The 20,685-nt window shown below is 57.0% G+C and carries 17 protein-coding genes and 1 pseudogene; 7 read left to right on the forward strand and 11 right to left on the reverse strand.

From position 1 onward, the window contains the following. Positions 1 to 141 precede the first annotated feature (141 nt). The gene (gene pdxR / locus KCR01S_RS08035; RefSeq protein WP_061281917.1) at positions 142 to 1,605 is read left to right on the forward strand and encodes a MocR-like pyridoxine biosynthesis transcription factor PdxR; all 1,464 of its coding nucleotides are present in this window, start codon (positions 142 to 144) and stop codon (positions 1,603 to 1,605) included. On the opposite strand, the pseudogene KCR01S_RS08040 reads toward pdxR, so the two are convergent. The 3 genes and pseudogenes from KCR01S_RS08040 to KCR01S_RS08050 form a co-directional block, all read right to left on the reverse strand. Beyond that, positions 1,602 to 4,697 (reverse strand): annotated as a pseudogene (locus KCR01S_RS08040) (efflux RND transporter permease subunit). The gene pdxR and the pseudogene KCR01S_RS08040 sit on opposite strands and share 4 nt — an antisense overlap. A gap of 13 nt (positions 4,698 to 4,710) precedes the next feature. Beyond that, positions 4,711 to 5,781: an efflux RND transporter periplasmic adaptor subunit gene (locus tag KCR01S_RS08045; RefSeq protein WP_061281919.1), complete on the reverse strand. Its 1,071-nt coding sequence runs from the start codon at positions 5,779 to 5,781 to the stop codon at positions 4,711 to 4,713. Positions 5,782 to 5,837: 56 nt separating this feature from the next. Continuing rightward, complete coding sequence (locus KCR01S_RS08050; protein WP_061281922.1) at positions 5,838 to 8,552, reverse strand: cation-transporting P-type ATPase; 2,715 nt, start codon at positions 8,550 to 8,552, stop codon at positions 5,838 to 5,840. Positions 8,553 to 9,067: 515 nt separating this feature from the next. Between KCR01S_RS08050 and KCR01S_RS08055 the strand changes: the two genes are divergently transcribed. Further along, positions 9,068 to 9,316 carry a DUF1158 domain-containing protein gene (locus tag KCR01S_RS08055; RefSeq protein WP_061281924.1) on the forward strand — a complete coding sequence of 83 codons (249 nt, stop codon included), beginning with the start codon at positions 9,068 to 9,070 and terminating at the stop codon, positions 9,314 to 9,316. 52 nt (positions 9,317 to 9,368) lie between these two features. Here the strand turns inward: KCR01S_RS08055 and KCR01S_RS08060 are convergent, their stop codons facing one another. Both KCR01S_RS08060 and KCR01S_RS08065 read right to left on the reverse strand, forming a co-directional pair. After that, the gene (locus KCR01S_RS08060) at positions 9,369 to 9,716 is read right to left on the reverse strand and encodes a RamA family antibiotic efflux transcriptional regulator (protein ID WP_061281925.1); all 348 of its coding nucleotides are present in this window, start codon (positions 9,714 to 9,716) and stop codon (positions 9,369 to 9,371) included. Between the two features lie 33 nt (positions 9,717 to 9,749). Continuing rightward, positions 9,750 to 10,850 carry an MBL fold metallo-hydrolase gene (locus tag KCR01S_RS08065; RefSeq protein WP_061282164.1) on the reverse strand — a complete coding sequence of 367 codons (1,101 nt, stop codon included), beginning with the start codon at positions 10,848 to 10,850 and terminating at the stop codon, positions 9,750 to 9,752. 189 nt (positions 10,851 to 11,039) lie between these two features. On the opposite strand from KCR01S_RS08065, the gene KCR01S_RS08070 reads away from it, so the two are divergent. From KCR01S_RS08070 to nfsB, 3 genes are all read left to right on the forward strand, one after another. Then, positions 11,040 to 11,615: a TetR/AcrR family transcriptional regulator gene (locus KCR01S_RS08070; protein WP_061281928.1), complete on the forward strand. Its 576-nt coding sequence runs from the start codon at positions 11,040 to 11,042 to the stop codon at positions 11,613 to 11,615. Next, positions 11,615 to 11,983: an MmcQ/YjbR family DNA-binding protein gene (locus tag KCR01S_RS08075; protein WP_061281929.1), complete on the forward strand. Its 369-nt coding sequence runs from the start codon at positions 11,615 to 11,617 to the stop codon at positions 11,981 to 11,983. The genes KCR01S_RS08070 and KCR01S_RS08075 overlap by 1 nt, the downstream gene beginning before the upstream one ends. Before the next feature lie 121 nt (positions 11,984 to 12,104). After that, entirely contained in the window at positions 12,105 to 12,758 is a 654-nt protein-coding gene (nfsB, locus tag KCR01S_RS08080) for an oxygen-insensitive NAD(P)H nitroreductase (protein ID WP_061281931.1), read from the forward strand. A gap of 48 nt (positions 12,759 to 12,806) precedes the next feature. Here the strand turns inward: nfsB and KCR01S_RS08085 are convergent, their stop codons facing one another. The 3 genes from KCR01S_RS08085 to KCR01S_RS08095 form a co-directional block, all read right to left on the reverse strand. Next, the gene (locus KCR01S_RS08085) at positions 12,807 to 13,094 is read right to left on the reverse strand and encodes a helix-turn-helix domain-containing protein (protein WP_061281933.1); all 288 of its coding nucleotides are present in this window, start codon (positions 13,092 to 13,094) and stop codon (positions 12,807 to 12,809) included. Then, a complete protein-coding gene (locus tag KCR01S_RS08090; RefSeq protein WP_061281935.1) occupies positions 13,087 to 13,404 on the reverse strand; it encodes a type II toxin-antitoxin system RelE/ParE family toxin in 318 nt (105 codons plus the stop codon). The genes KCR01S_RS08085 and KCR01S_RS08090 overlap by 8 nt, the downstream gene beginning before the upstream one ends. Before the next feature lie 173 nt (positions 13,405 to 13,577). Continuing rightward, positions 13,578 to 14,441, reverse strand: coding sequence for a helix-turn-helix transcriptional regulator (locus KCR01S_RS08095; RefSeq protein WP_061281937.1), 864 nt, complete (start codon positions 14,439 to 14,441; stop codon positions 13,578 to 13,580). A gap of 107 nt (positions 14,442 to 14,548) precedes the next feature. Between KCR01S_RS08095 and KCR01S_RS08100 the strand changes: the two genes are divergently transcribed. After that, positions 14,549 to 15,982 carry an MFS transporter gene (locus KCR01S_RS08100; protein ID WP_061281939.1) on the forward strand — a complete coding sequence of 478 codons (1,434 nt, stop codon included), beginning with the start codon at positions 14,549 to 14,551 and terminating at the stop codon, positions 15,980 to 15,982. Positions 15,983 to 16,202: 220 nt separating this feature from the next. Then, positions 16,203 to 17,450: a mechanosensitive ion channel family protein gene (locus KCR01S_RS08105; RefSeq protein ID WP_061281942.1), complete on the forward strand. Its 1,248-nt coding sequence runs from the start codon at positions 16,203 to 16,205 to the stop codon at positions 17,448 to 17,450. Here KCR01S_RS08105 and KCR01S_RS08110 read toward each other — a convergent pair whose 3' ends face one another. The 3 genes from KCR01S_RS08110 to KCR01S_RS08120 all read right to left on the reverse strand — a co-directional run bounded on the left by KCR01S_RS08110 (position 17,451) and on the right by KCR01S_RS08120 (position 20,685). Continuing rightward, complete coding sequence (locus KCR01S_RS08110) at positions 17,451 to 18,431, reverse strand: LacI family DNA-binding transcriptional regulator (protein ID WP_061281944.1); 981 nt, start codon at positions 18,429 to 18,431, stop codon at positions 17,451 to 17,453. Between the two features lie 77 nt (positions 18,432 to 18,508). Continuing rightward, complete coding sequence (locus tag KCR01S_RS08115; RefSeq protein ID WP_061281946.1) at positions 18,509 to 19,660, reverse strand: Gfo/Idh/MocA family protein; 1,152 nt, start codon at positions 19,658 to 19,660, stop codon at positions 18,509 to 18,511. Continuing rightward, positions 19,657 to 20,685, reverse strand: coding sequence for a sugar phosphate isomerase/epimerase family protein (locus tag KCR01S_RS08120; protein WP_061281949.1), 1,029 nt, complete (start codon positions 20,683 to 20,685; stop codon positions 19,657 to 19,659). The genes KCR01S_RS08115 and KCR01S_RS08120 overlap by 4 nt, the downstream gene beginning before the upstream one ends.

Here is a 20,685-nt window from a genome sequence, read left to right on the forward strand (position 1 = left end):
GTCGCTGGTGACGTTTTTACTGTAGGGAGACTTTTTGCATTCTGAATAGAGCCAGTTTTTGCGCGCCGTTGTGTCAGACGATTTCAGGCTGGTACAAAAATTGCTGAGTGCTAAGAAAGCGGATACTGGAAGGAGCAGCGTATGATTCGGCACTTACTGCACGTGGATTTTGACCATCAGCGCGGTTTGCAAGAGCAGGTTCGTGAGTCGCTGGTGAAGGCGATTTTAGGCGGTATTTTCCAGGCCGATACGCCGCTGCCCTCGTGTCGGCAGTTGGCAAACCAGCTTCAGGTTTCGCGCAACACCACCGCGCTGGTGTTTGAAAGTCTGGTCAACGAAGGCTACCTGATTAGCCGTCCACGCAGCGGATATTACCTGCATCCGGACTATGCCGCCCCGCGCCTTAGTAGCGCGGCGCCTGCACCCATCGACGGAGAACGTGCACCATCGTGGGGCACGCGGCTCAACATCACCCCGAGCCAGCAGGAGTCCATTTTAAAACCGGCGGGCTGGATGCACTATCGCTACCCGTTTATCTACGGACAACCGGATACCCGCCAGTTCCCGCTGGCCAGTTGGCGCTCTGCCGCCAATTGGCTGCACGGCGGTACGCGCGATCCGGCTTGGGTGGTGGACCATATTGACCAGGATGTGCCGATGCTGGTGGAGCAGATCCGCACTCGCGTTCTGCCCAAGCGCGGCATTGTCGCCGCGCCCGATGAAATCCTGATAACCCTGGGATCGCAAAACGCCCTGTATCTGCTCACCCGCCTGTTGATGTCGCGTCAGACTCGCGTCGGCGTGGAAAATCCCGGCTTTCGCGAGGCCATCAATACCTTCATGCTCGGCGAAAGCCAGATTGTGCCGCACCCGGTCGACGAACAGGGCATCATCCTCAACGACACGCCCTGTGATTATTACTATGTGACCCCAGGCCATCAGGTGCCGACCGGCGTCACCATGAGTAAAGCCCGCCGCAGCCAGTTGCTGGCCTATGCGGCGCAGCACGATGCGGTGATCATTGAAGACGATTACGATTCAGAGAGTAACTTCCAGGCCAATCCGCTGCCGGCGCTGAAGGCCAGCGATCGTAGTGGGCGGGTGATTTACGTGAGCAGCCTGTCCAAAGCGCTGTCTCCGGGGCTGCGTCTGGGGTTTATGGTCGCTGACCCGGACTTAATTGATGAGGCGCGCGCGCTGCGCCGTTTGGTCTACCGTCATCCGCCAACCAATATTCAATATCAGATGGCGCATTTTCTGGCGCAAGGCCACTACGAAACCCATTTGCGGCGCTACCGTGATGACTCCGCGCGCCGTTGGGAGATGCTCAATGCAGCCCTCTCGGCGCTATTACCAGAATGTCAGCCGCTGCCCGGCAGCGAACACGCCAACGCCTTCTGGCTGCGCACACCGGCGCATATCAGTACCCAACAGCTAACCTGGCGTGCCGCGCACACGGGCGTATTAATTGAACCCGGAGCCCGGCATTTTCTTGATGACGCGCCGCCGGATAACTTTTTCCGCATGGGTTTTCACGCCATCAACCCCGACGCCATTGCGCCGGGAGTTGATGTACTGCGTCACCAATTGGCGCAGATGGGCTAGCCCGCCCGACGGTGCGCCCACTCGCGCAACCGCTGGAACAGCACGTACAGCGATGGGATAAACAGAATGCCTATCACCGTCGCCACCAGCATGCCGCTGAACACCGTGGTGCCGATGATACGGCGGCTCTGCGCTCCGGCGCCGGTGGAGAACATCATCGGCATGATGCCGATAATAAACGACACCGCGGTCATCATCACCGCCCGGAAGCGGCGCGTCGCCCCTTCACGCGCAGCGTCAACAATGGACAGCCCGGACTGACGCCGCTCGCGGGCAAACTCAACGATCAGAATCGCATTTTTTGCCGCCAGGGCTATCAAAAGTACCAGTCCTATTTGCACGTACACATCGTTGGCGTAGCCCGCGGTCCACAGCCATAGCAGCGCGCCGCCGATGGCGAACAGCACCGAGAGCATCACGCTGGCCGGCAGCGTCCAGCTTTCATACTGGGCAACAAGGAACAGCCACGCCATGGCGACCGCCGCCAGCACAATCCATATTGCCTGATTGCCGGTCTGCTGCTCCTGCCAGGAGAGGCCGCTCCACGCGTAGTCGTAGCCCTGTGGCAGATGCTCAGCGAGCAGTATCTCCATCTGTGCCATCGCCGTGCGGCTGCTCACCCCTTCTGCCGCCGAACCGCTCACCGAAACGGATGGGAACTGGTTGTACTGCTGCACAAACGGCGCGCCGACGGTTGGCGTGACGGTCACCAGGTTGCTCAGCCGCACCAGCTCGTCATGATTGCTACGCACAAACAGTTCGCTGATTTGCTCTGCGCGCTCGCGCCACTGCATCTCATTTTGCATCACCACGTGGTAAACGCGGTTATTAACGCTAAAGTCTCCGGCACGCGCGCCGCCAAAGGCAGTTTGCAGGCTGTTGAAGATGCGCGACACCGGCACATCCAGACGTGCCGCCTGGTCGCGATCCACCGTCAGCGTTAGCTGCGGCACGTTGCTGCTCCAGGTGGTAAACACCCGGCTTAGCTGCGGATGCTGATTGGCTTTCATTAAGATCCCACGGGTCACCTGCTCCAGCTCAGCGGAAGATTGCCCGGCCTGCGCCAGAATACGCAGATCAAAGCCCGCTGCGCTGCCAAGCCCCGGCAGGGTTGGCGGCGCAAATAGCATGATGGTGGCTTCCGGCAGCGCGTGCAGTTGGCGCTATAATTCGCCCATCACAACATCCAGCGGCGCACGCTGCGACCAGTCTTTGAGCATCAGCGAGATAAAGCCGCTATTGGAGGCGCTGGTGCCGCTAAGAATGCTAAAACCGGAAACCTGAATCACGTCTTCCACCGCCGGGTGCGCGCCCAGCAGTTGGCGCGCCTGGGCCATCACCGCTTCGGTACGCTCAAGCGAAGCCGACTCCGGCAACTGCACGTTAGCAAAGACGTAGCCCTGATCTTCCTGCGGTAGAAAACCTTTCGGCATTGTCGAGAAGCTCCACGCCACCAGCAGCGCTGCAATTGAGGTCGCCGCCACGGCGACCAGTGGACGACGATTCATCCATCCTACTAGCCGGCCATAGCCATAGCGGGTGGCATCCAGCCCGCGATTAAAACCGCGGAAAAAGGCGGCCGGTGTTGGCGGACGTGGGCGCAGCAGCAGTGCGCAGAGCGCTGGCGTCATAGTCAACGCTACGATGCTCGACAGCGTGACCGCCGTGGAGAGCGTGACCGCAAACTGACGATACAACTCGCCGACGATCCCCGGCAGCATCGCCACCGGTACAAATACGGCCAGCAGCACCAGCGTGGTGGCAATCACCGGCCCGGCAATCTGACGCAGCGCCAGCGCGGTGGCTTCGGTGCGGCTTAACCCTTCCGCCATATGCCCTTCCACACTTTCGACCACCACGATGGCGTCATCCACCACCATGGTCAGCGCCAGTATGATGGCAAACAGGCTCAGGGTATTGGCGCTGTAGCCAAGCACATAAAGCACCGCAAACGTGCCCACCAGCGAGACCGGGATCGCCAGCGCCACAATCAGCGTGGCGCGCAGGCTTTGCAGGAACAGCGACACCACCGCCACCACCGCCAGCAGCGTAAGCGCCAGCGACGTGCCAATCTCTTTTATCGTGGCCGAAACAAAACGGGTGGTATCAAATTTGACCTCCCACTTCAGGTCGGCTGGGAAGCGGGTTTGCAGACGCGTCAGCTCGGCGCGAACGGCGCTCGCCACCTGTAGCGCATTGGCGGTCGGCGTGGGATAAATCCCCATATAGGCCGAGTCAACGCCGTTGAGCTGCGCGCTGGAATTGTAGCTACGCGCCCCCAGTTCAATATTCGCCACATCGGAGAGACGGACTAATTGCCCCTGCGCGCCGCTACGCACCACAATCTGGCCGAACTCATCGGCCTCGGTCAGTCGTCCCAGGCCATTAATGGTCAGAGTCTGCTGCTGGCCGTTAAACACCGGCGGCGTGCCAATTTGCCCAGCCGCGCCCTGTACGTGCTGTTCAGCCAGCGCTTTCGCAATATCGTCGCTGGTAATATTCAGCGCGTTCATGCGATCCGGACGTAGCCAGATGCGCATGCTGTAGTCGCGGGCGCCAAACATCTGCACCTGGCCGACGCCGGGCAAGCGCGCCAGCACTTCGCGAATCTGGGTACTGGCATAGTTGCTGACTTCCAGCGGCTGCAGCGTGCCGTTTGGCGAGTAGAGGCTGACGCCCATCAGCAGGTTGCTGGCACGCTTGCGCACCTGCACACCGTTTTGTTGCACCACGGAAGGCAGCTGCGCCACCGCCTGGGCGACGCGGTTTTGCACATCCACCGCCGCCATGTCCGGATCGGTACCGGCCGCAAAGGTCAGGTTGAGGCTATACCCCCCGTCGTCGGAGCTGGTCGACTCCATGTAGAGCATTTGGTCAACGCCGTTAAGCTGGGTTTCCAGCGGGGCGGCGATGGCCTGCGCCACGTCCTGTGCGCTCGCGCCCGGCCAGCTTGCGCTGACGTTCACCACCGGCGGCGTGATTTGTGGGTACTGCTCCACCGGGATGAGCTTCAGCGCGACGGCCCCGACAAAGGTCATCAATAGCGCAATCACCATGGCAAAGCGTGGACGACGGATAAAGAACGTCAGCATCCTGTCTCCTTAATTAATTCAGCAACTGAACGGCCGCGCCATCGGTCAGGCGCTGTGCACCCTCGGTGACCACGCGCTCGCCGGCGTTTAATCCCTTCGCGACGGCGAAAGATTGGCCGTGCTGGCCACCCAGCTCAAGGCGACGTCGGGCGGCGGTGTTTTCCGCCGTCAGTACCCAACTGAAGTAGCCGTCAGCATCCTGCTGGACCGCGGAGGCTGGGATCATCACGCTCTCATTAAGCACCTGTGGACGCAGCGTGACATTGACGTTGCCGCCCGGCAGCAGTCGGTGCTGCGGGTTAGCAAACTCGGCGCGTACCGCTACGCTTGCCGTGCGCGCGTCAATACGATTATCCACGGAGGTCAACACGCCATCTTCACGCTGGCCATCGAGGGTAATTTGCGCCAGCCATGCGGCCTTCAGCGCGCGAATATCGCTGTGTTGTCCGGCTTTGCTGTAGAACGCGGATTCATCTAGCGCAAAGCTCACGCGCACCGGATCAAGCTGAACAACCTCCACCAGCACGCCGCTGGCGGCATTCACCAAACTGCCAACGTGAAAAGCACTGTGCCCAGCGCGACCGCTTACCGGCGAGGTGATACGGGTGTAATCAAGGATGATTTGCTGCGCGCTGACGCGGGCTGTCGCTTGCTCCACCGCGGCGGCAGCGACATCGCGCTGCATCTGCGCGGTATCGACGTCATTGCGGCTGATCGACTGATTGGACTTGAGGCTTTGATAGCGCGACAACAACTGCTGCGCCTGACGCAGCGACGCCTGTGCGCTTTTCAGTTCGGCCTGAGCTAATGCCAACGCCGCGCGCGGCTGCGCGTCATCAAGCGTAAACAGCAGAGCGCCTTTTTGGATCTCTTGACCGTCCTGGAAGTGACGCTGCACGATGGTGCCTTCGGTGCGCGCGCGGATGTCGACGGCGTGAATGGCTTCTACGCGGCCCGGTAGCTGTCGCTCAACCGCATGCGGCGAGCGCTCAACGGTAACGGTGCGCACGGGGACCGAGGCAAAAGCGAGCGTGCAGTAAGCCAGCCCGCAGGCCAGTAAGGCGAAGCGGAGTGTCGTTTTCATTGGGAAGTCCTTGCGGGGAAAGCGCCCCTCTGCGCAGGCAGAGGGGCAACTGATGACTATGCGGTTTTACGGAAGCGGCGGGTCAGACGTTTTTCAACTTCCACCACCAGGAACATCACCGCGCCAATCGCCAGCGTGATACCCCAGTAGCGCAGCGGCAGTGCTTCGGTGCCGAAGAGCGTCTGCATCAGCGGCAGGTAGATGATGGCCAACTGCAGCAGAAGCAGTACACCGGTCACCAGCCAAATACCTTTGTTCTTCAGCAGACCGCTATTTAAGGAGAAGCGATCGCTGCTGCGGCAGTTAATCATGTAAACCCACTGCGCGGTCACCAGCATCTGCAACAGCACGGTGCGGATAAACTCGGCGCTGTGGCCACGCGGTGCCAGCCAGGCTTCAAGAATAAACGCGGCGATGGCAATCATTGAGCCCACGAAGGCCACGCGCCAGACGGCAAACGCGTCCATCACGTGCTGGCCGGTTTTACGCGGCGGGCGATTCATCACGTTGCGCTCGGCGGCCTCAAAGGCCAGACCGAAGGAGAGCGTAGCGGAGGTCGCCATGTTCATCCACAGAATCAGCACCGGCGTCAGCGGGATGATGTTACCCGCCAGCAGCGCGATGATGATCAACAGCCCCTGCGCCAGGTTCGTCGGCATGATAAACAAAATGGTCTTCTTCAGGTTGTCGTACACGCGACGCCCTTCTTTTACCGAGCTGGCGATGGTGGCAAAGTTGTCATCGGTCAGCACCATGTCGGCGGCCTCTTTGGTCACCTCGGTGCCTTTGATGCCCATGGCGATCCCGACGTCAGCCTGACGCAGGGCCGGGGCGTCGTTGACGCCGTCGCCGGTCATTCCCACGATTTCACCGCTCTCCTGCAGCGCTTTAACCAGACGCAGCTTATGCTCCGGGCTGGTACGTGCAAAGATGTCGTACTCAACCGCCGCTTTGGCGAGCTCAGCGTCATCCATGTGCTCCAGCTGATAGCCGGTCATGGCTTCGCTGCTGTTACGGATCCCCAACATCTGGCCAATGCTCATCGCCGTCTGCGGATGATCGCCGGTGATCATCTTCACGCGGATCCCCGCATTCTGGCAGGTGTGGATAGCGTCAACCGCTTCCGGACGCGGCGGATCCATCATCCCGGCAATACCAAGGAAGATAAGCCCTTCCTGCAGGTCGCTATGGTCGAGCGTTTTCTGTCCGGCGTTCGCCGGCTTGGTTGCCGCGGCGACCATGCGCAGCCCCTGGCTGGCAAAGCGCGCCATTTCGGACTCCCAGTAGCCACGGTCGAACGGCACCGCACCGCGCGAGGTCTGCTGCTGCTGGCACAGGGCAAACAGGACATCCGGGGCGCCGGTGACCATCACCGTCTCCTGCTCGTCGAGCAGGAAATGGGTCGCCATGTATTTGTACTGAGAATCAAACGGGATCTTGGCAACCAGTTGGGTACGCAGCGGCTCGAGATTAGCTTTTGCCGCCAACACCTTCAGTGCGCCCTCGGTTGGGCCGCCGGTAATGCCCCAGTGGCCCAGCGCGTCCTGAATCAGCTGGCTGTCGTTACACAGGTCGATAGTCCGCAGATAGGTTTCCAGCACGGTATAGGGCTGTACTTTAACCGCGGTGTCACAGCCTTCCAGATAGATATTGCCGTGCGGCTCGTAGCTGTTGCCGTCCACGCGATAGCAGCTGTCTGCGGTGATTATCGCTTTCACCGTCATTTCGTTCATGGTCAGGGTGCCGGTTTTATCCGAGCAGACTACGGTCATCGCCCCCAGGGTTTCAACGGTAGGCAGCTTGCGAATAATCGCCCGCTTGCGCGCCATGGCCTGTACGCCCAGCGACAGAATGATGGAGATAATCGCCGGTAAACCTTCCGGTACCGCGGCAACCGCCAGGCTAATCAGTGACAGCAGCAGTTCACCGAGTGGAATGTCACGCAGCAGCATGCTGAAAACAAACAGCGCCACCATCATCGCCAGAATAATGGCGAAGATCGCCTTGCCGAGCTTGTCCATCTGTACCAGCAGCGGCGTGCGGTGCTTTTTAATGCCTGCCATCATCTGGTTGATGTGGCCCAGCTCGGTCTCCTGACCGGTCGCGACGACCACGCCCCTACCGCCACCCGCGCTTACCGTGGTACCGGAGAAGAGCATGTTGGTACGGTCGCCCAATGGTAGTTCACCGTGAAGCGCGTCGGTGTGCTTATCGACAACGGTAGATTCGCCGGTCAGAATGGCCTCTTCGACGCGCAGGTTGTGCGCTTCAATCAAACGCATATCCGCTGGAATGCGGTCTCCAGCGCGTAGCACCACGATATCGCCCGGCACCAGTTCGGTGGTCGCCACCGTCATATGATTACCATCACGAATCACCTGCGCATCGCTGGAGAGCATATTACGGATGCTTTTCAGTGATTTTTCCGCGTTACTTTCCTGAATGTGACCAATCAGGGCGTTAATCACGGTCACGCCGAGAATCACGGCAGTATCAACCCAATGGCCCATGACCGCGGTTAGTGCGGCGGCGGCCAGCAGGACGTAGATCAGAACATCGTTAAAGTGCGCGAGGAAACGCAGCCATGCTGGCTTGCCTTTTTTTTCCGGCAGCGCATTTGGGCCATAGATATGCAGACGCTTTTCCGCGTCGCTGGCGTTAAGCCCCTCGGGCTGGCTATTCATCTGCGTCAACACTTTCTGCGCAGAGAGTTGATAGGCGTGCTCTTGCGGGTCACGACCCGCGTGCGGCACATTCTGAGCGTTCATCATTTTCGACAAGATTGCAGTTCCTTTTAAATTCCTGCTAACGGAAAGCCTGAATTCACTTTCTGGCCAAGGCGTCGTCGTTAATAATATTTTTAGGTTTAAAGATAATTGTCAGTTCACAATTTTCTTTGCTCTATAAATTTCAAAACGACATTAAGTTGATTTGCTGAATATAATATTACAGAATGTTCCTAAACCCCATCTAAACGAGGTTATTATGTTCGGAATCTACAGAGGACGCCGCCTGGCGCTGTACATCGCCCTGGCCATCGTGCTTGCCACGCTGGTTGGATACAGTACTTATACTTTTGTAAAAATAATATCAGGAGCATGACGTTAATTTACGAAATAATAATTTAATTTAATTCTGAATATTATTTAACTTCCGTCATACGATTATTTTCGTAGGAGTTGTTATTTATTATTTTTAATTAATGGGCAGGTTTATTAAATTAGAAACATTGCGTTCCATTAAAAATTACCGGACAATAATATCTTTAACTAAAGATTAACATTGTATGAAGCATCCGCTCGAATCCCTGATGACCGCCGCCGGTATCTTATTGATGGCGTTTCTCTCCTGCCTGCTGCTGCCAGCACCCTCGCTGGGGCTTACGCTGGCGCAAAAGCTGGTGAAGACCTTCCATTTCATGGATCTGAGCCAGCTCTACACCGTGCTATTTTGCGTGTGGTTTTTGGTGCTGGGGACGATGGAGTATTTGCTGATGCGCTATGTGTGGCGACGCTGGTTTTCGCTCGCCGATTGATGGCGTGTGCCGCCACGGCCGATCCCTCTCCCTTTCGAGGAGAGGAATCAACTCAGTGCGCCCGTGGGCGATGATTTTCCTTGCGATACGCCCCCGGTGACTGATTAAACGTGCGGGTGAAGATTCGCGTAAACGTCTGCTGGGAATCAAACCCATACTTCAGGCAGATGTCGTACACCTTTTGATCGGTGGTACAGAGCTCGTCCGCCGCCAGATTCAGCTTACGCTTACGAATATAGCGGCCTAAACTTTCCCCTTTATGCTGTAAGAAAATGCGCTGTAGATGCCATTTTGAATACCCCGCCCGGCGGGCAATTTCATCAATGCGCAGCGGTTGATGCAGATTGTTGTCAATCCATTCGACCAGTGTGTCGATCACCTGAGTGGCTAATTCGGTCATACACCCCTCCCCTCGTTTATCTACAACCGGTGGTTATTCCCACCAGGCACGAAATGTTTGCGTTGCGTCAGCCGGCCAAACCGGCTCGCCCTGCATCGGCGTCAGCAGCCGATATGCTTTATCTTTTGATGCCTGCGCCAGACGTTTATACGGATCGTCCCAGGTATGTTTGGCCAGCACAAAGCGTCCGGCATGGCCCGGCAGTACGCGCTCGGCGTTGAGATCCACCGCTGCCTGCGCGGTCTGTTCCGGCATCATGTGGATATAGCGCCAGTCCTGGTCATACTGGCCATCTTCCAGAATGGCGATATCCACCTTGCCAAACTGTTCGCCAATGGCTTTGAAATGCGGGCCGTAGCCGCTGTCGCCGCTGTAATAAATCTTCTGCGTCGGCGTCACGAACATAAAGCTGGCCCACAGCGTCTGGTTACGCTTAAGCCCGCGGCCGGAGAAGTGGCGCGCCGGCAAAACGTGCACGTTCAGCGCATCGCTAATGGTGACGCTTTGCTGCCAGTCGGCTTCGGTGATGAGCTCATCTTTCATTCCCCAGTAGCGCAGGTGTGAACCGACGCCCAGTGGCACCACGGCGCGTTTAATTTTCGGCAGCAGCCCTTTGATGGTGGCGTAGTCGAGATGGTCGTAGTGATCGTGAGAGATAATCAGCAGGTCGATGTCCGGCATATTGGCCGCCTGCCACGGATAGTTGCCGTCAAACGCTTTGTTCAAAAAAGCGAACGGCGCGGCGTAGCTGCTAAATACCGGATCAATCAGGATGCGCTTACCGGAAAGCTGCAGATACCACGACGAATGGCCGAGCCAAATCATGGTGTCGGTCTCCAGCGGCAGGCGAGCAAGATCGGTCGGAACCAGCGGCAGCGGCTGCTGTGGACGAGCGTTCTCGCGCTTGACGGTTAAAAACTCCCACAGCGCGACTACCATATTTTTGTCACTGCTGAAACCTGGCGTCGGCAGCGTGTTTTGAAACTCGCCATCACGGTAGTTTGGCGAACGCTCAATCAGGCTCTTTTCGGCACCCTGCGGGGCATGGCCGAAACCGGCGTTCAGAACGAAAGGTAAACTTGCTGCACTGGCAATAAGCATGATAGCGACCACACTGATGATAAGACGTTTCATGTCCTGACCCGAGACCGGCTTCATCCAGGAAGCCACACGAAAAAAGTTGATTATGAGTGAGTAGGCACTCATTATAGAAAGGAGTGGAAAAAATCGTCAAGCAATTTTCAAAATTTGACAATCGACGTTGAAGTCCCTGGGCTCAACATGTTTCAATCAGTTTTTTTACAGTCAGAGAGGTAAAGTGTAGTGGCTCGTCCGAAGAGTGAAGATAAAAAACAAGCGTTACTGGAAGCCGCCACCAGCGCCATTGCCCAATCGGGAATTGCCGCATCGACTGCGATGATTGCGCGCAGTGCCGGGGTTGCTGAAGGCACACTGTTTCGCTATTTTGCCACCAAAGACGACCTGCTGAACGCACTTTATCTGCATCTGAAAAGCGACCTGTGCCAGGCGATGCTCGCCGGACTGGTCGAGAACGTCTCGCCAAAAGAGTTTACCCACAGCATCTGGAACAGCTACATCGACTGGGGCGTGCGTAATCCCACCGGGCATCACGCCATTCGCCGTATGGCGGTGAGCGAAAAAATCACCGACGAAACCATCGAGCAGGTGCGCGCCATGTTCCCGGAGCTGCAAAAGCTCTGCCAGCGTTCGGTACGTGCGGTATTTATGTCTGATGACTTCCGCGCTTTTGGCGATGCGCTCTTTTTATCGCTTGCTGAAGCGACCATTGAATTTGCCAGCCGCGAACCGCAGCGCGCCGATAAGCTGAAGGCGCTGGGCTTCGAAGCCATGTGGCTGGCGCTGGCCGAAGGTGACTAATGGACGGTAAAACGCTGCATGAGCGCGCGCACGAGTTCGCACTCACTCTGCCCTTCTCCGATATTTACTGGCCATTTGGCCCGGAATATGACGTTTTCACCGTCGAAGGGAAAATGTTTATGCTCAAAGCCTCCCTTCGCGGCGAGCCGATCATCAATCTGAAGGTCGATCCCGAACAATCGCTGCTGCATCAGGCCATCTATCCGCATATTAAGCCTGGCTACCATATGAACAAAAAGCACTGGATTTCAGTCTATCCCGGTGAGGAAATCACCGTCAGTCTGCTTAACAGCCTGATTGAGGATTCGTGGAATCTGGTGGTCAATAAGCTCCCGAAACGCGTCCAGCAGCGGGTGCGGCCGGTCTGATTTTCCGTTCAATCCGATAAGTGTTATCGCATTGAACGCCTTCTCATTTTGGAATCAGCGCGGTACCCTTCTGTGATTCAACGCACCGATTGGCGGTGCCTTTCATCCTTCAGGAGTGTTTATGGATATCGTATCCGTTGCTTTAGCGCGCTATTCCACCAAAGCTTTCGACGCCAGCAAAAAACTGACCGCAGAGCAGGCAGCCAATCTGAAAACGCTGCTCCGCTACAGCCCATCCAGCACCAACTCCCAGCCGTGGCACTTTATCGTGGCCAGCACCGATGAAGGCAAAGCGCGCGTGGCAAAATCCGCAGCGGGCGGCTACGTGTTCAACGAACGTAAAATGCTCGATGCTTCTCATGTGGTGGTCTTCTGCGCGAAAACCGCTATTGACGATGCCTGGCTGGAAAAAGTGGTGGATCAAGAAGACGCCGATGGCCGTTTCGCAACGCCTGAAGCGAAAGCCGCTAACCATAAAGGCCGCACTTTCTTCGCCGATCTGCACCGTAAAGAGCGTCATGACGACGACCAGTGGGCCGCTCGTCAGACCTACCTGAACGTGGGCAACTTCCTGCTCGCCATGGGCGCGATGGGTCTGGACGCGGTGCCAATTGAAGGTTTTGATGCAGAAATCCTGGACGCCGAATTTGGTCTGAAAGAGAAAGGCTTCACAAGCCTGGTGGTGGTGCCTGTAGGACATCACAGCGTAGAAGACTTCAACAAAGCGCTGCCGAAATCTCGTCTGCCGGAAGCCACGGTGATTACCGAGATCTAATCCCGCCAGATGACCTTCCCGGCTTTGCGCTGCAAGGTCGGGAAAATCTCAGTACAGCAGTATCTGCGGATGCTTCACGCCGCAAGCCAGCGCATAGCGCGTCAGCGTATCCAGACTCGCACGAGTCACGTTAGCCTCCATTCTCGATACCGTCGGTGCACTGACCCCCATTCTTGCGGCCACCTGCGCACGGGTAAGGCCTGCGTGGTTCCGCCACTGTGCCAGCATCTCGCGCAGCCGTTCACGCCGCTCCTCTGCATTGAATGCGGCTTTCACATCGGGTTGCGACAGCATCTCTGTTTTCAGCTCGTCCCAATCAATTATTTTCTTACTCATCCTGCATCTCCAGTAGCCGTTTTAGCGCCAGACGAATCTCTGTCGGTGGCGTCTTTTGCGTTTTTTTAACAAAAACGCGTAGCAAGAAAATCGTCTGATTGCGCTGAAAAACATAAAGGCATCGACTTTGAGTTCCCCCTAAGGTCCGTATTTCAAAAAGCCCCTGCCCAAGAGGTTTGCTGTCAGGTTCCCGGAAAGCGGTAGGGTTGTACCGAAGCTTGTCGATCTTCACGATCATTTTTGCCTGTACCGACGCGGGCAATGACAGCATCTCACTCCTGACATCCGCATGAGCAACGATTTTAAACACGATTCTCGCCCCTGAAAGATTAGCATATAAGGCAAATTGCCTTAAAGGCTAATTCACCATTTACGCACCACCCTATGCGCGCTAATGACAATTTTCAGATTTGATCCTCAAGTCTGGAAAATGGATCGTAAAAAAGAGTCCGACCTTGCGCTGCGAGGCCGGGAAACCCTCTTTTACAGTTTTGCCAACACCGCCTCACCCACCTCATCAACCGGTAAATAGACCAGCAGCCGAGAACCATTACGCGGCGCCGAGTACCAATACATCTGCTGGAGCTGAAAATCACCGAACTCAGGGTGATGGAAATTCTTAATCTGGTTTTCGACACCGCGCACCTCGTGGTCTTTATGCCAGAGCGCCTCAAACTCGGCGGAGGCGGCAAAGAAACGGGCCAGCTTATTTTCCCATGCCGGATCGCCCCGGTGCTCGGCCATGGCCGCACGGAAGTACGATACAAAAGTGGTGAGGACATCACGATTTGCCAGCCGGCTGCGCCAGCCCGGATGAGTCAGATAGAGATAGATACAGTTGCGGTCATCTTCTGGAATCGTGGCGAAATCAACGCCCATCAGCCGACAAAAGGCGTCATTCCACGCCACGATATCAAAATTAGGCTTCTGGATACTGGCGGGCTGAGGCAGCAGACTGTCCAGCATACGCCGTGCGCCGGGGCTGATCCCTTCACATTGCGGAGCGTTGGCCGACTCCAGGGGCGTTAGCCCTGCCAGCACGAACAGATGCCGGGTCTCAAGCGGGCTACACTGAAGCGCCTCAGCAACGGCCTGCATCACCGTCGCCGACGGGTTCACCTCGCGCCCCTGCTCAAGCCAGGTGTACCAGGTCACGCCAACATCCGCCAGCATCGCCACCTCTTCACGCCGCAAACCCGGCGTGCGGCGCCGGCCGCTGCGTGGAAGCCCTAGCCGCTGCGGATCGAGACTCTCCCGCCGCGCCCGCAGAAATGCCCCGAGCTGCTTGCGGCTGTCGTCCTGTCGTATCGACAATGTGTCTAAATCACTGTGGCTGATATGGCTCATGGTATCTCCAGCATAGTAGCGCCAGTACCAGTATAACCAGGAACTGGTACCCGTTTATCTAATCAGCGATGCTACGGCCAATCGCTGAATGACGCAATGGAGTCACCATGAAAACGTCTGCTGTTTCCCCCGGCCGCGCGGGGCTGTTCCTGCTGCTAACCGGCCTGATGTTGCCGCAAATCGACACCTCAATTACCAACGTCGCCCTCGACTCAATCACCGCGTCGCTGCACGCCAGCGCCACCCAACTGGAGCTCATTGTCGCGCTCTACGGCGTAGCATTCGCCGTGTGTCTGGCGATGGGCAGCAAGCTTGGTGATAACTACGGCCGTCGGCGCCTGTTTATGTGGGGCGTGGCGATTTTTAGCCTAGCTTCGCTGCTGTGCGGCCTGGCTAACTCGATTAGCGCACTGCTGGCCGCGCGAACGTTGCAAGGGGCCGGTGCGGCGCTGATTGTGCCGCAGATCCTCGCGACCCTGCATGTGACGCTAAAAGGTACCGCGCACGCCCGCGCGATCAGCTTGTACGGCGGCATCGGCGGCGTTTCGTTTATTGTCGGTCAGATGTTCGGCGGTTGGCTGGTATCCGCGGATATCGCCGGACTCGGCTGGCGTAACGCCTTTTTCATCAACGTGCCGATTGGCCTGCTGGTGTTGGCCTTGAGCCGCCGCTATGTGCCGGAAACCCGTCGCGATGAACACGCCAGCATCGACTGGCAGGGCACGTTGAGTCTGGGGTTAATTCTCTGCTGCCTGCTGTTTCCAATGGCGCTTGGCCCTGAATTACACTGGCCGTGGTCAATGCGTCTGATGCTGCTGGCGATTATTCCGCTGCTGCTGTGGATGCGTGCCAGCGCCCTGGGCAAAGAACAACGGGGCGAACATCCGCTGCTGCCGCCGCGACTGTTAAAACTGGCCAGCATCCGCTTTGGAATGGTGATTGCCCTGCTGTTCTTTAGCGCCTGGTCCGGCTTTATGTTCTGTATGGCGCTGACCATGCAGTCCGGCCTGGGCATGGCACCGTGGCAGTCAGGCAATAGCTTTGTCGCCCTCGGCGTCGCCTACTTCCTGTCGGCGCTGTATGCGCCGAAGCTGATAGCCCGACACAGCATGGGGAAAATTCTGTTAGCCGGTCTGGCAGTACAAATAAGCGGCCTGCTGCTGTTGCTGGAGACGTTCCATCATTTTGCTCAGGCCACCACCACGCTGGCGCTGGTACCGTCGACGGCACTTATTGGCTACGGTCAGGCGCTGATTGTGAACTGTTTCTATCGGGTCGGGATGCGCGATATTACCGCCAATGACGCCGGGGCGGGAAGCGCGCTGCTCAGCACGCTACAACAGGCGACGCTGGGCCTGGGCCCGGCGGTATTTGGCTCGCTGTTGCTGGCTCTGATGCGCAATCACCACGGCAGCTACCCGCAGGCCATGATGGGTTTTCTTGGCGTAGAGGTCGCGATGATGCTGCTGCTGGCGGTTATCGCTATTGGGCTGCGCCATCATTTAAACCGCAGCCCGCAGCTTGCCGCCTCGTCATCTTAAATCCGGTGCTTTCTCGCGGCCTGCGCGGAGGCTAACTCCGTGAATTTAAGCTTGGGTGATCCGCAGCGACCGCCGGAAACCCAATACCGGCGTTTCCCCTAATCGCTTTGCTTAAGTGAACGGCGTTAGCGCGAGGGCAGCTTTAGGGATAACGTGCGTCGCCGTTTGCATAATATAGCCAGCCTGTCCATTATAGATGGCTGGTTATATAGGAGACGTTATGCAGGAATTGATCACCCAAATCGAAGAAATGGGCATTGAAATAAACCATACCAATTCGCTCGTGATTATCTTTGGTATTATTTTTCTCACTGCCATCATTGTCCATCTGATACTTCATCGGCTGGTACTTCGCACCTTTGAAAAACGCGCACAGGCCAGCAGCCATTTATGGCTGCAAATCATCACGCAGAACAAACTGTTTCACCGCCTGGCCTTTACGCTGCAGGGGATTATTGTCAACGTGCAGGCCGTGCTATGGCTGCAAAAAGGCAGCGATGCGGCACAAATATTAACCACCGTCGCCCAATTGTGGGTGATGCTATATGCCCTGCTGTCATTTTTCTCGCTGCTTGACGTTATTTTTAATCTGTCGCAGAAACTGTCGGTTGCCTCTCAGCTACCGTTAAAAGGTATATTCCAGGGCGTTAAGCTGGTCAGTGCGATTCTGGTCGGCATCCTGATTATCTCCCTGCTATTGGGGCAATCGCCGGCAATTCTGATAAGCGGCCTTGGGGCGATGGCAGCGGTATTAATGCTGGTGTTTAAAGACCCGATTCTTGGCCTGGTGGCGGGCATTCAGCTTTCCGCCAACGACATGCTTAAGCTTGGCGACTGGCTGGAGATGCCCAAATATGGCGCGGACGGCGCGGTCACCGATATCGGTTTAACCACCGTCAAAGTGCGCAACTGGGATAATACCATCACCACCATTCCAACCTGGTCGCTGGTCTCGGACTCGTTTAAAAACTGGAGCGGTATGTCGGCCTCCGGCGGTCGCCGAATTAAACGCAGCATTAATATCGATACCACCAGCGTTCATTTTCTTGACGAACAGGAACAGCAGCGCCTCATTCAGGCTCGTCTGTTAAAACCGTATATGGATTCTCGTCATGAGGAAATTACGCTGTGGAATCAGCAGCACGGCAGCGGCGAGTCGGTACTGAACCTGCGTAAGATGACCAATATTGGTACCTTCCGCGCCTATCTCAATGAATATTTACGTAACCACCCGCGGATCCGTAAAGATATGACGCTGATGGTGCGTCAGTTGGCACCGGACAATAACGGCCTGCCGATTGAGATATATGCCTTCACCAACACCGTGGTGTGGGCGGAATATGAGAGTATTCAGGCCGATATTTTCGACCATATTTTTGCGGTGGTGGAAGAGTTTGGCTTACGGATTCATCAATCGCCAACCGGCAATGATATTCGCGCCCTCTCAGGCGCGTTCGGGCAGTCGTAATCAGGCGCTGGCGCGTGAAATAAAGCGCCAGTCGAGCATCACCCTTTCGGTGGGCACGTCCGGGTTTTCGATTTTGTTCAGCAGCAGCTCTACCGCTTTGGCCCCAATCTCTCTTGAAGGTTGCTCAACGGTGGTGAGCTGCGGCGAGACCATTTCCGCAAGCTCGGTGCCATCAAAACCCATCACCGCAATATCCTGCGGCACCTGCAATCCGGCCTGTTCGATGGCACGCATGGCACCAGCCGCCAGCGAATCCGAAACCGCGAATACGGCATCCGGACGTGGGCTCATCGCCAGTAGATTTTTCATCGCCGCCTTCCCCGCCGCTGCGCTCAAATCATTCGCGTACTCCACGGCGTCAAACTCAAGCCCCTGCTGTTTCAGCACCGCGTGATATCCCTGCTCACGCAGACGGGCATATTTATAGCTGAGATCGTGGTTAATCAAGGCAATACGCTGATGTCCCTGCGCGGCCAGATAGCCGACCGCATGTTCTGCAGCATCAACATCGTTGATCCCCACGCAGGAAACCGCGCCCGCATCGGCGTACTCCGCGCACTGCACCCACGGCGCATCGCCGATCACGGTAGTCAGCTCAGGCAGTTTGCTAAAAGCGTCCATGGTGATGATGCCATCTACCATTTTACCGGTAAGCAGTCGCAGACCCGATTTGGAACGTTCGATATCAGAGCCGGAGTTACACAGCAGAATGCGGTAGCCGTTTTTCTCAGCGGCTTCTTCGATTCCCTTCACCACCTCGGCGCAAAACGGGTTGGCAATGTTGGACACCATCACCAGGATCATTGAGCTACGCGCCGTACGTAGCTGGCGCGCCAGCAGGTTTGGCTGATAGTTGCTCTCTTTGATCGCCTGCAAAACCCGCTCGCGGTTTTTCGCCTTCACCGTGTCGCTGTTATTCAACACGCGCGATACGGTGGCTACCGACACCCCGGCCAATTGGGCGATTTTCTGAATTGACATAGCTACGCTATTCCCTGCAATTAACGCTTTGCGTGCAGGCTATCATAAAAATCGTGCCCGGCGTACCGGGCACAGGGTTATTGTTCCACGCTGACCCAGCGCCGCTGTTGATGGCTTTTGACGATAGCGTCAATGATATGCATGACGTTCGCCCCTTCGCTGAACGAGGCAAAGCGCCGCGCGTTTTCGGCAGGCATTTCGCCCGTACGCACGGCCTGATAAAAGTTCAGCATCATGTTCTTAAACGCATCCGGCCAGCCTTCGCTGTGGCCGCCGGGAAAATGCGCCTGCCCTGCAACGTCGCGGTTTAACAAACCCGGGTCATCACTAAGCAACTGGTTGGCCTGATGACGCTGGCCAATCCATAGCTGCTGTGGCGTCTCCTGATCCCACGACAGCGAACAGTCGCTGGCATTGATATCAAAATGAAGACGGTTTTTCCGCCCGGCTGAGACCTGCGACACGCTAAAGCAACCTTTGCTACCATCGTCAAAACGGAACAGGACCGAACCGGCATCCTCGGTGGTCACCGGCACATCCTGGTACTGCGCATCAGGGCGATGCTCGCTGAAGGTTGCCTCGGCGGCCACGCTGGCTTTACGCGTTGGCCAGACAATAGCGAGGTCCGCCATCACCTCAACAATGCGTCGCCCGGTGACAAACTGGACGGTATCGCACCAATGGGAACCAATATCCGCTACCGCGCGAGAAACGCCACCTTGCGCGGCATCAACGCGCCAGTTAAAGTCGGTTTCCTGCAGCATCCAATCCTGATGGTAGCCGCCGTAGGCCGAGAAAAGCCGCCCGGCGCTGCCGTTACGTACCATGCTCGCCGCCTGCTGTACCATGGCAAACTGGCGATAAACAAAGCTGACGCCGTGCACCACGCCCGCCCCCTGCGCCATCTGCTCCAGCTCGCGTGCCTCTTCCACGGTCATACACAGCGGTTTTTCAGAAAAGACATGTTTCCCGGCACGCAGGATCTGCCGGTTCACCTGCGCATGAAGAAAGTTCGGCGTGCAGTTGTGCACCGCCTGCAGCCCCGGATGGGCCAACAGCGCTTCGACATCGCCATAAGCATGTGGGATATTTAGCTGGCGCGCCTTGTCCTGTGCCGCTGCCAGCGACACATCGCACAGCGCCACCACCTCGACAAACCCCAGACGTCGCAGCGCCTCAATGTGGGCCGGGCCAATAAAGCCGGACCCCACGATACCAATCTGAATCATCCGCGCACCTCGCTGCCAGCGGCAAAGTCATCAAACGCCCGCGCGGAGACGGGGATGATATGCCGCTTAATAAACTCGCTGCCTTCACGCGCGCCGGTTTGCGCATCCTTCAGACAACACTCCCACTCCATGACCGCCCAGCCGTCAAAATCGTACTGGGTGAGCTTGCTGAAGATCTTTTTGAAATCAATATCACCATCGCCCAGCGAGCGGAAACGCCCGGCACGGTTTTGCCAATTTTGATAACCACCGTAGACGCCGCTGCGGCCATTACGCTCGAACTCGGCGTCCTTGACGTGAAACGCCCGTATGCGCGAATGGTAGATGTCGATCCACGCCAGATAATCAATATTCTGCAAATGCAGGTGGCTTGGGTCATACAGCATATGGCAGCGCGGATGGTTATCCACTTTCTGCAGGAAACGCTCAAACGTCACACCGTCGTGCAGATCTTCACCGGGGTGAATTTCGTAGCACAGATCAACGTCGTGTTCGTCAAAGCAGTCAAGAATCGGCCGCCAGCGCTTCGCTAGATCATCAAATGCCTCGTCGAGCAGCGCCGCATTGTGCGGCGGCCACGGATAGAAAAACGGCCAGGCTAACGCCCCGGAAAATGTCGCGTGCGCCTTTAGCCCCAGCCGCGCCGAGGCCTGCGCCGCCTGCTTGACGCTTTCCACCGCCCAGCGCTGACGGGCCGTCGAATTACCCCGAACGGCCGCCGGTGCAAAAGCGTCAAACGCATTGTCATAAACGGGATTGACGGCGACTAACTGCCCCTCCAGATGTGTCGACAGTTCGCTAATCACCAGCCCATGCTCCGCCAGACGCCCGGCGATTTCATCACAGTAGGTCTGGCTAGCCGCCGCCTGCTCAAGATTAAAGATCCCCGGATGGTTACACGGGAGCTGTAGCGCTTTAAACCCCAGCCCCGCAGCCCACTCAGCCAGCCCATCAAGCGAATTAAACGGCGCATCGCTGCCGATAAACTGGGCGAGAAAAATGCCCGGTCCCTTAATGGTTTTCAT

This window comes from Kluyvera cryocrescens NBRC 102467 (assembly GCF_001571285.1).
Taxonomy (GTDB): domain Bacteria; phylum Pseudomonadota; class Gammaproteobacteria; order Enterobacterales; family Enterobacteriaceae; genus Kluyvera; species Kluyvera cryocrescens.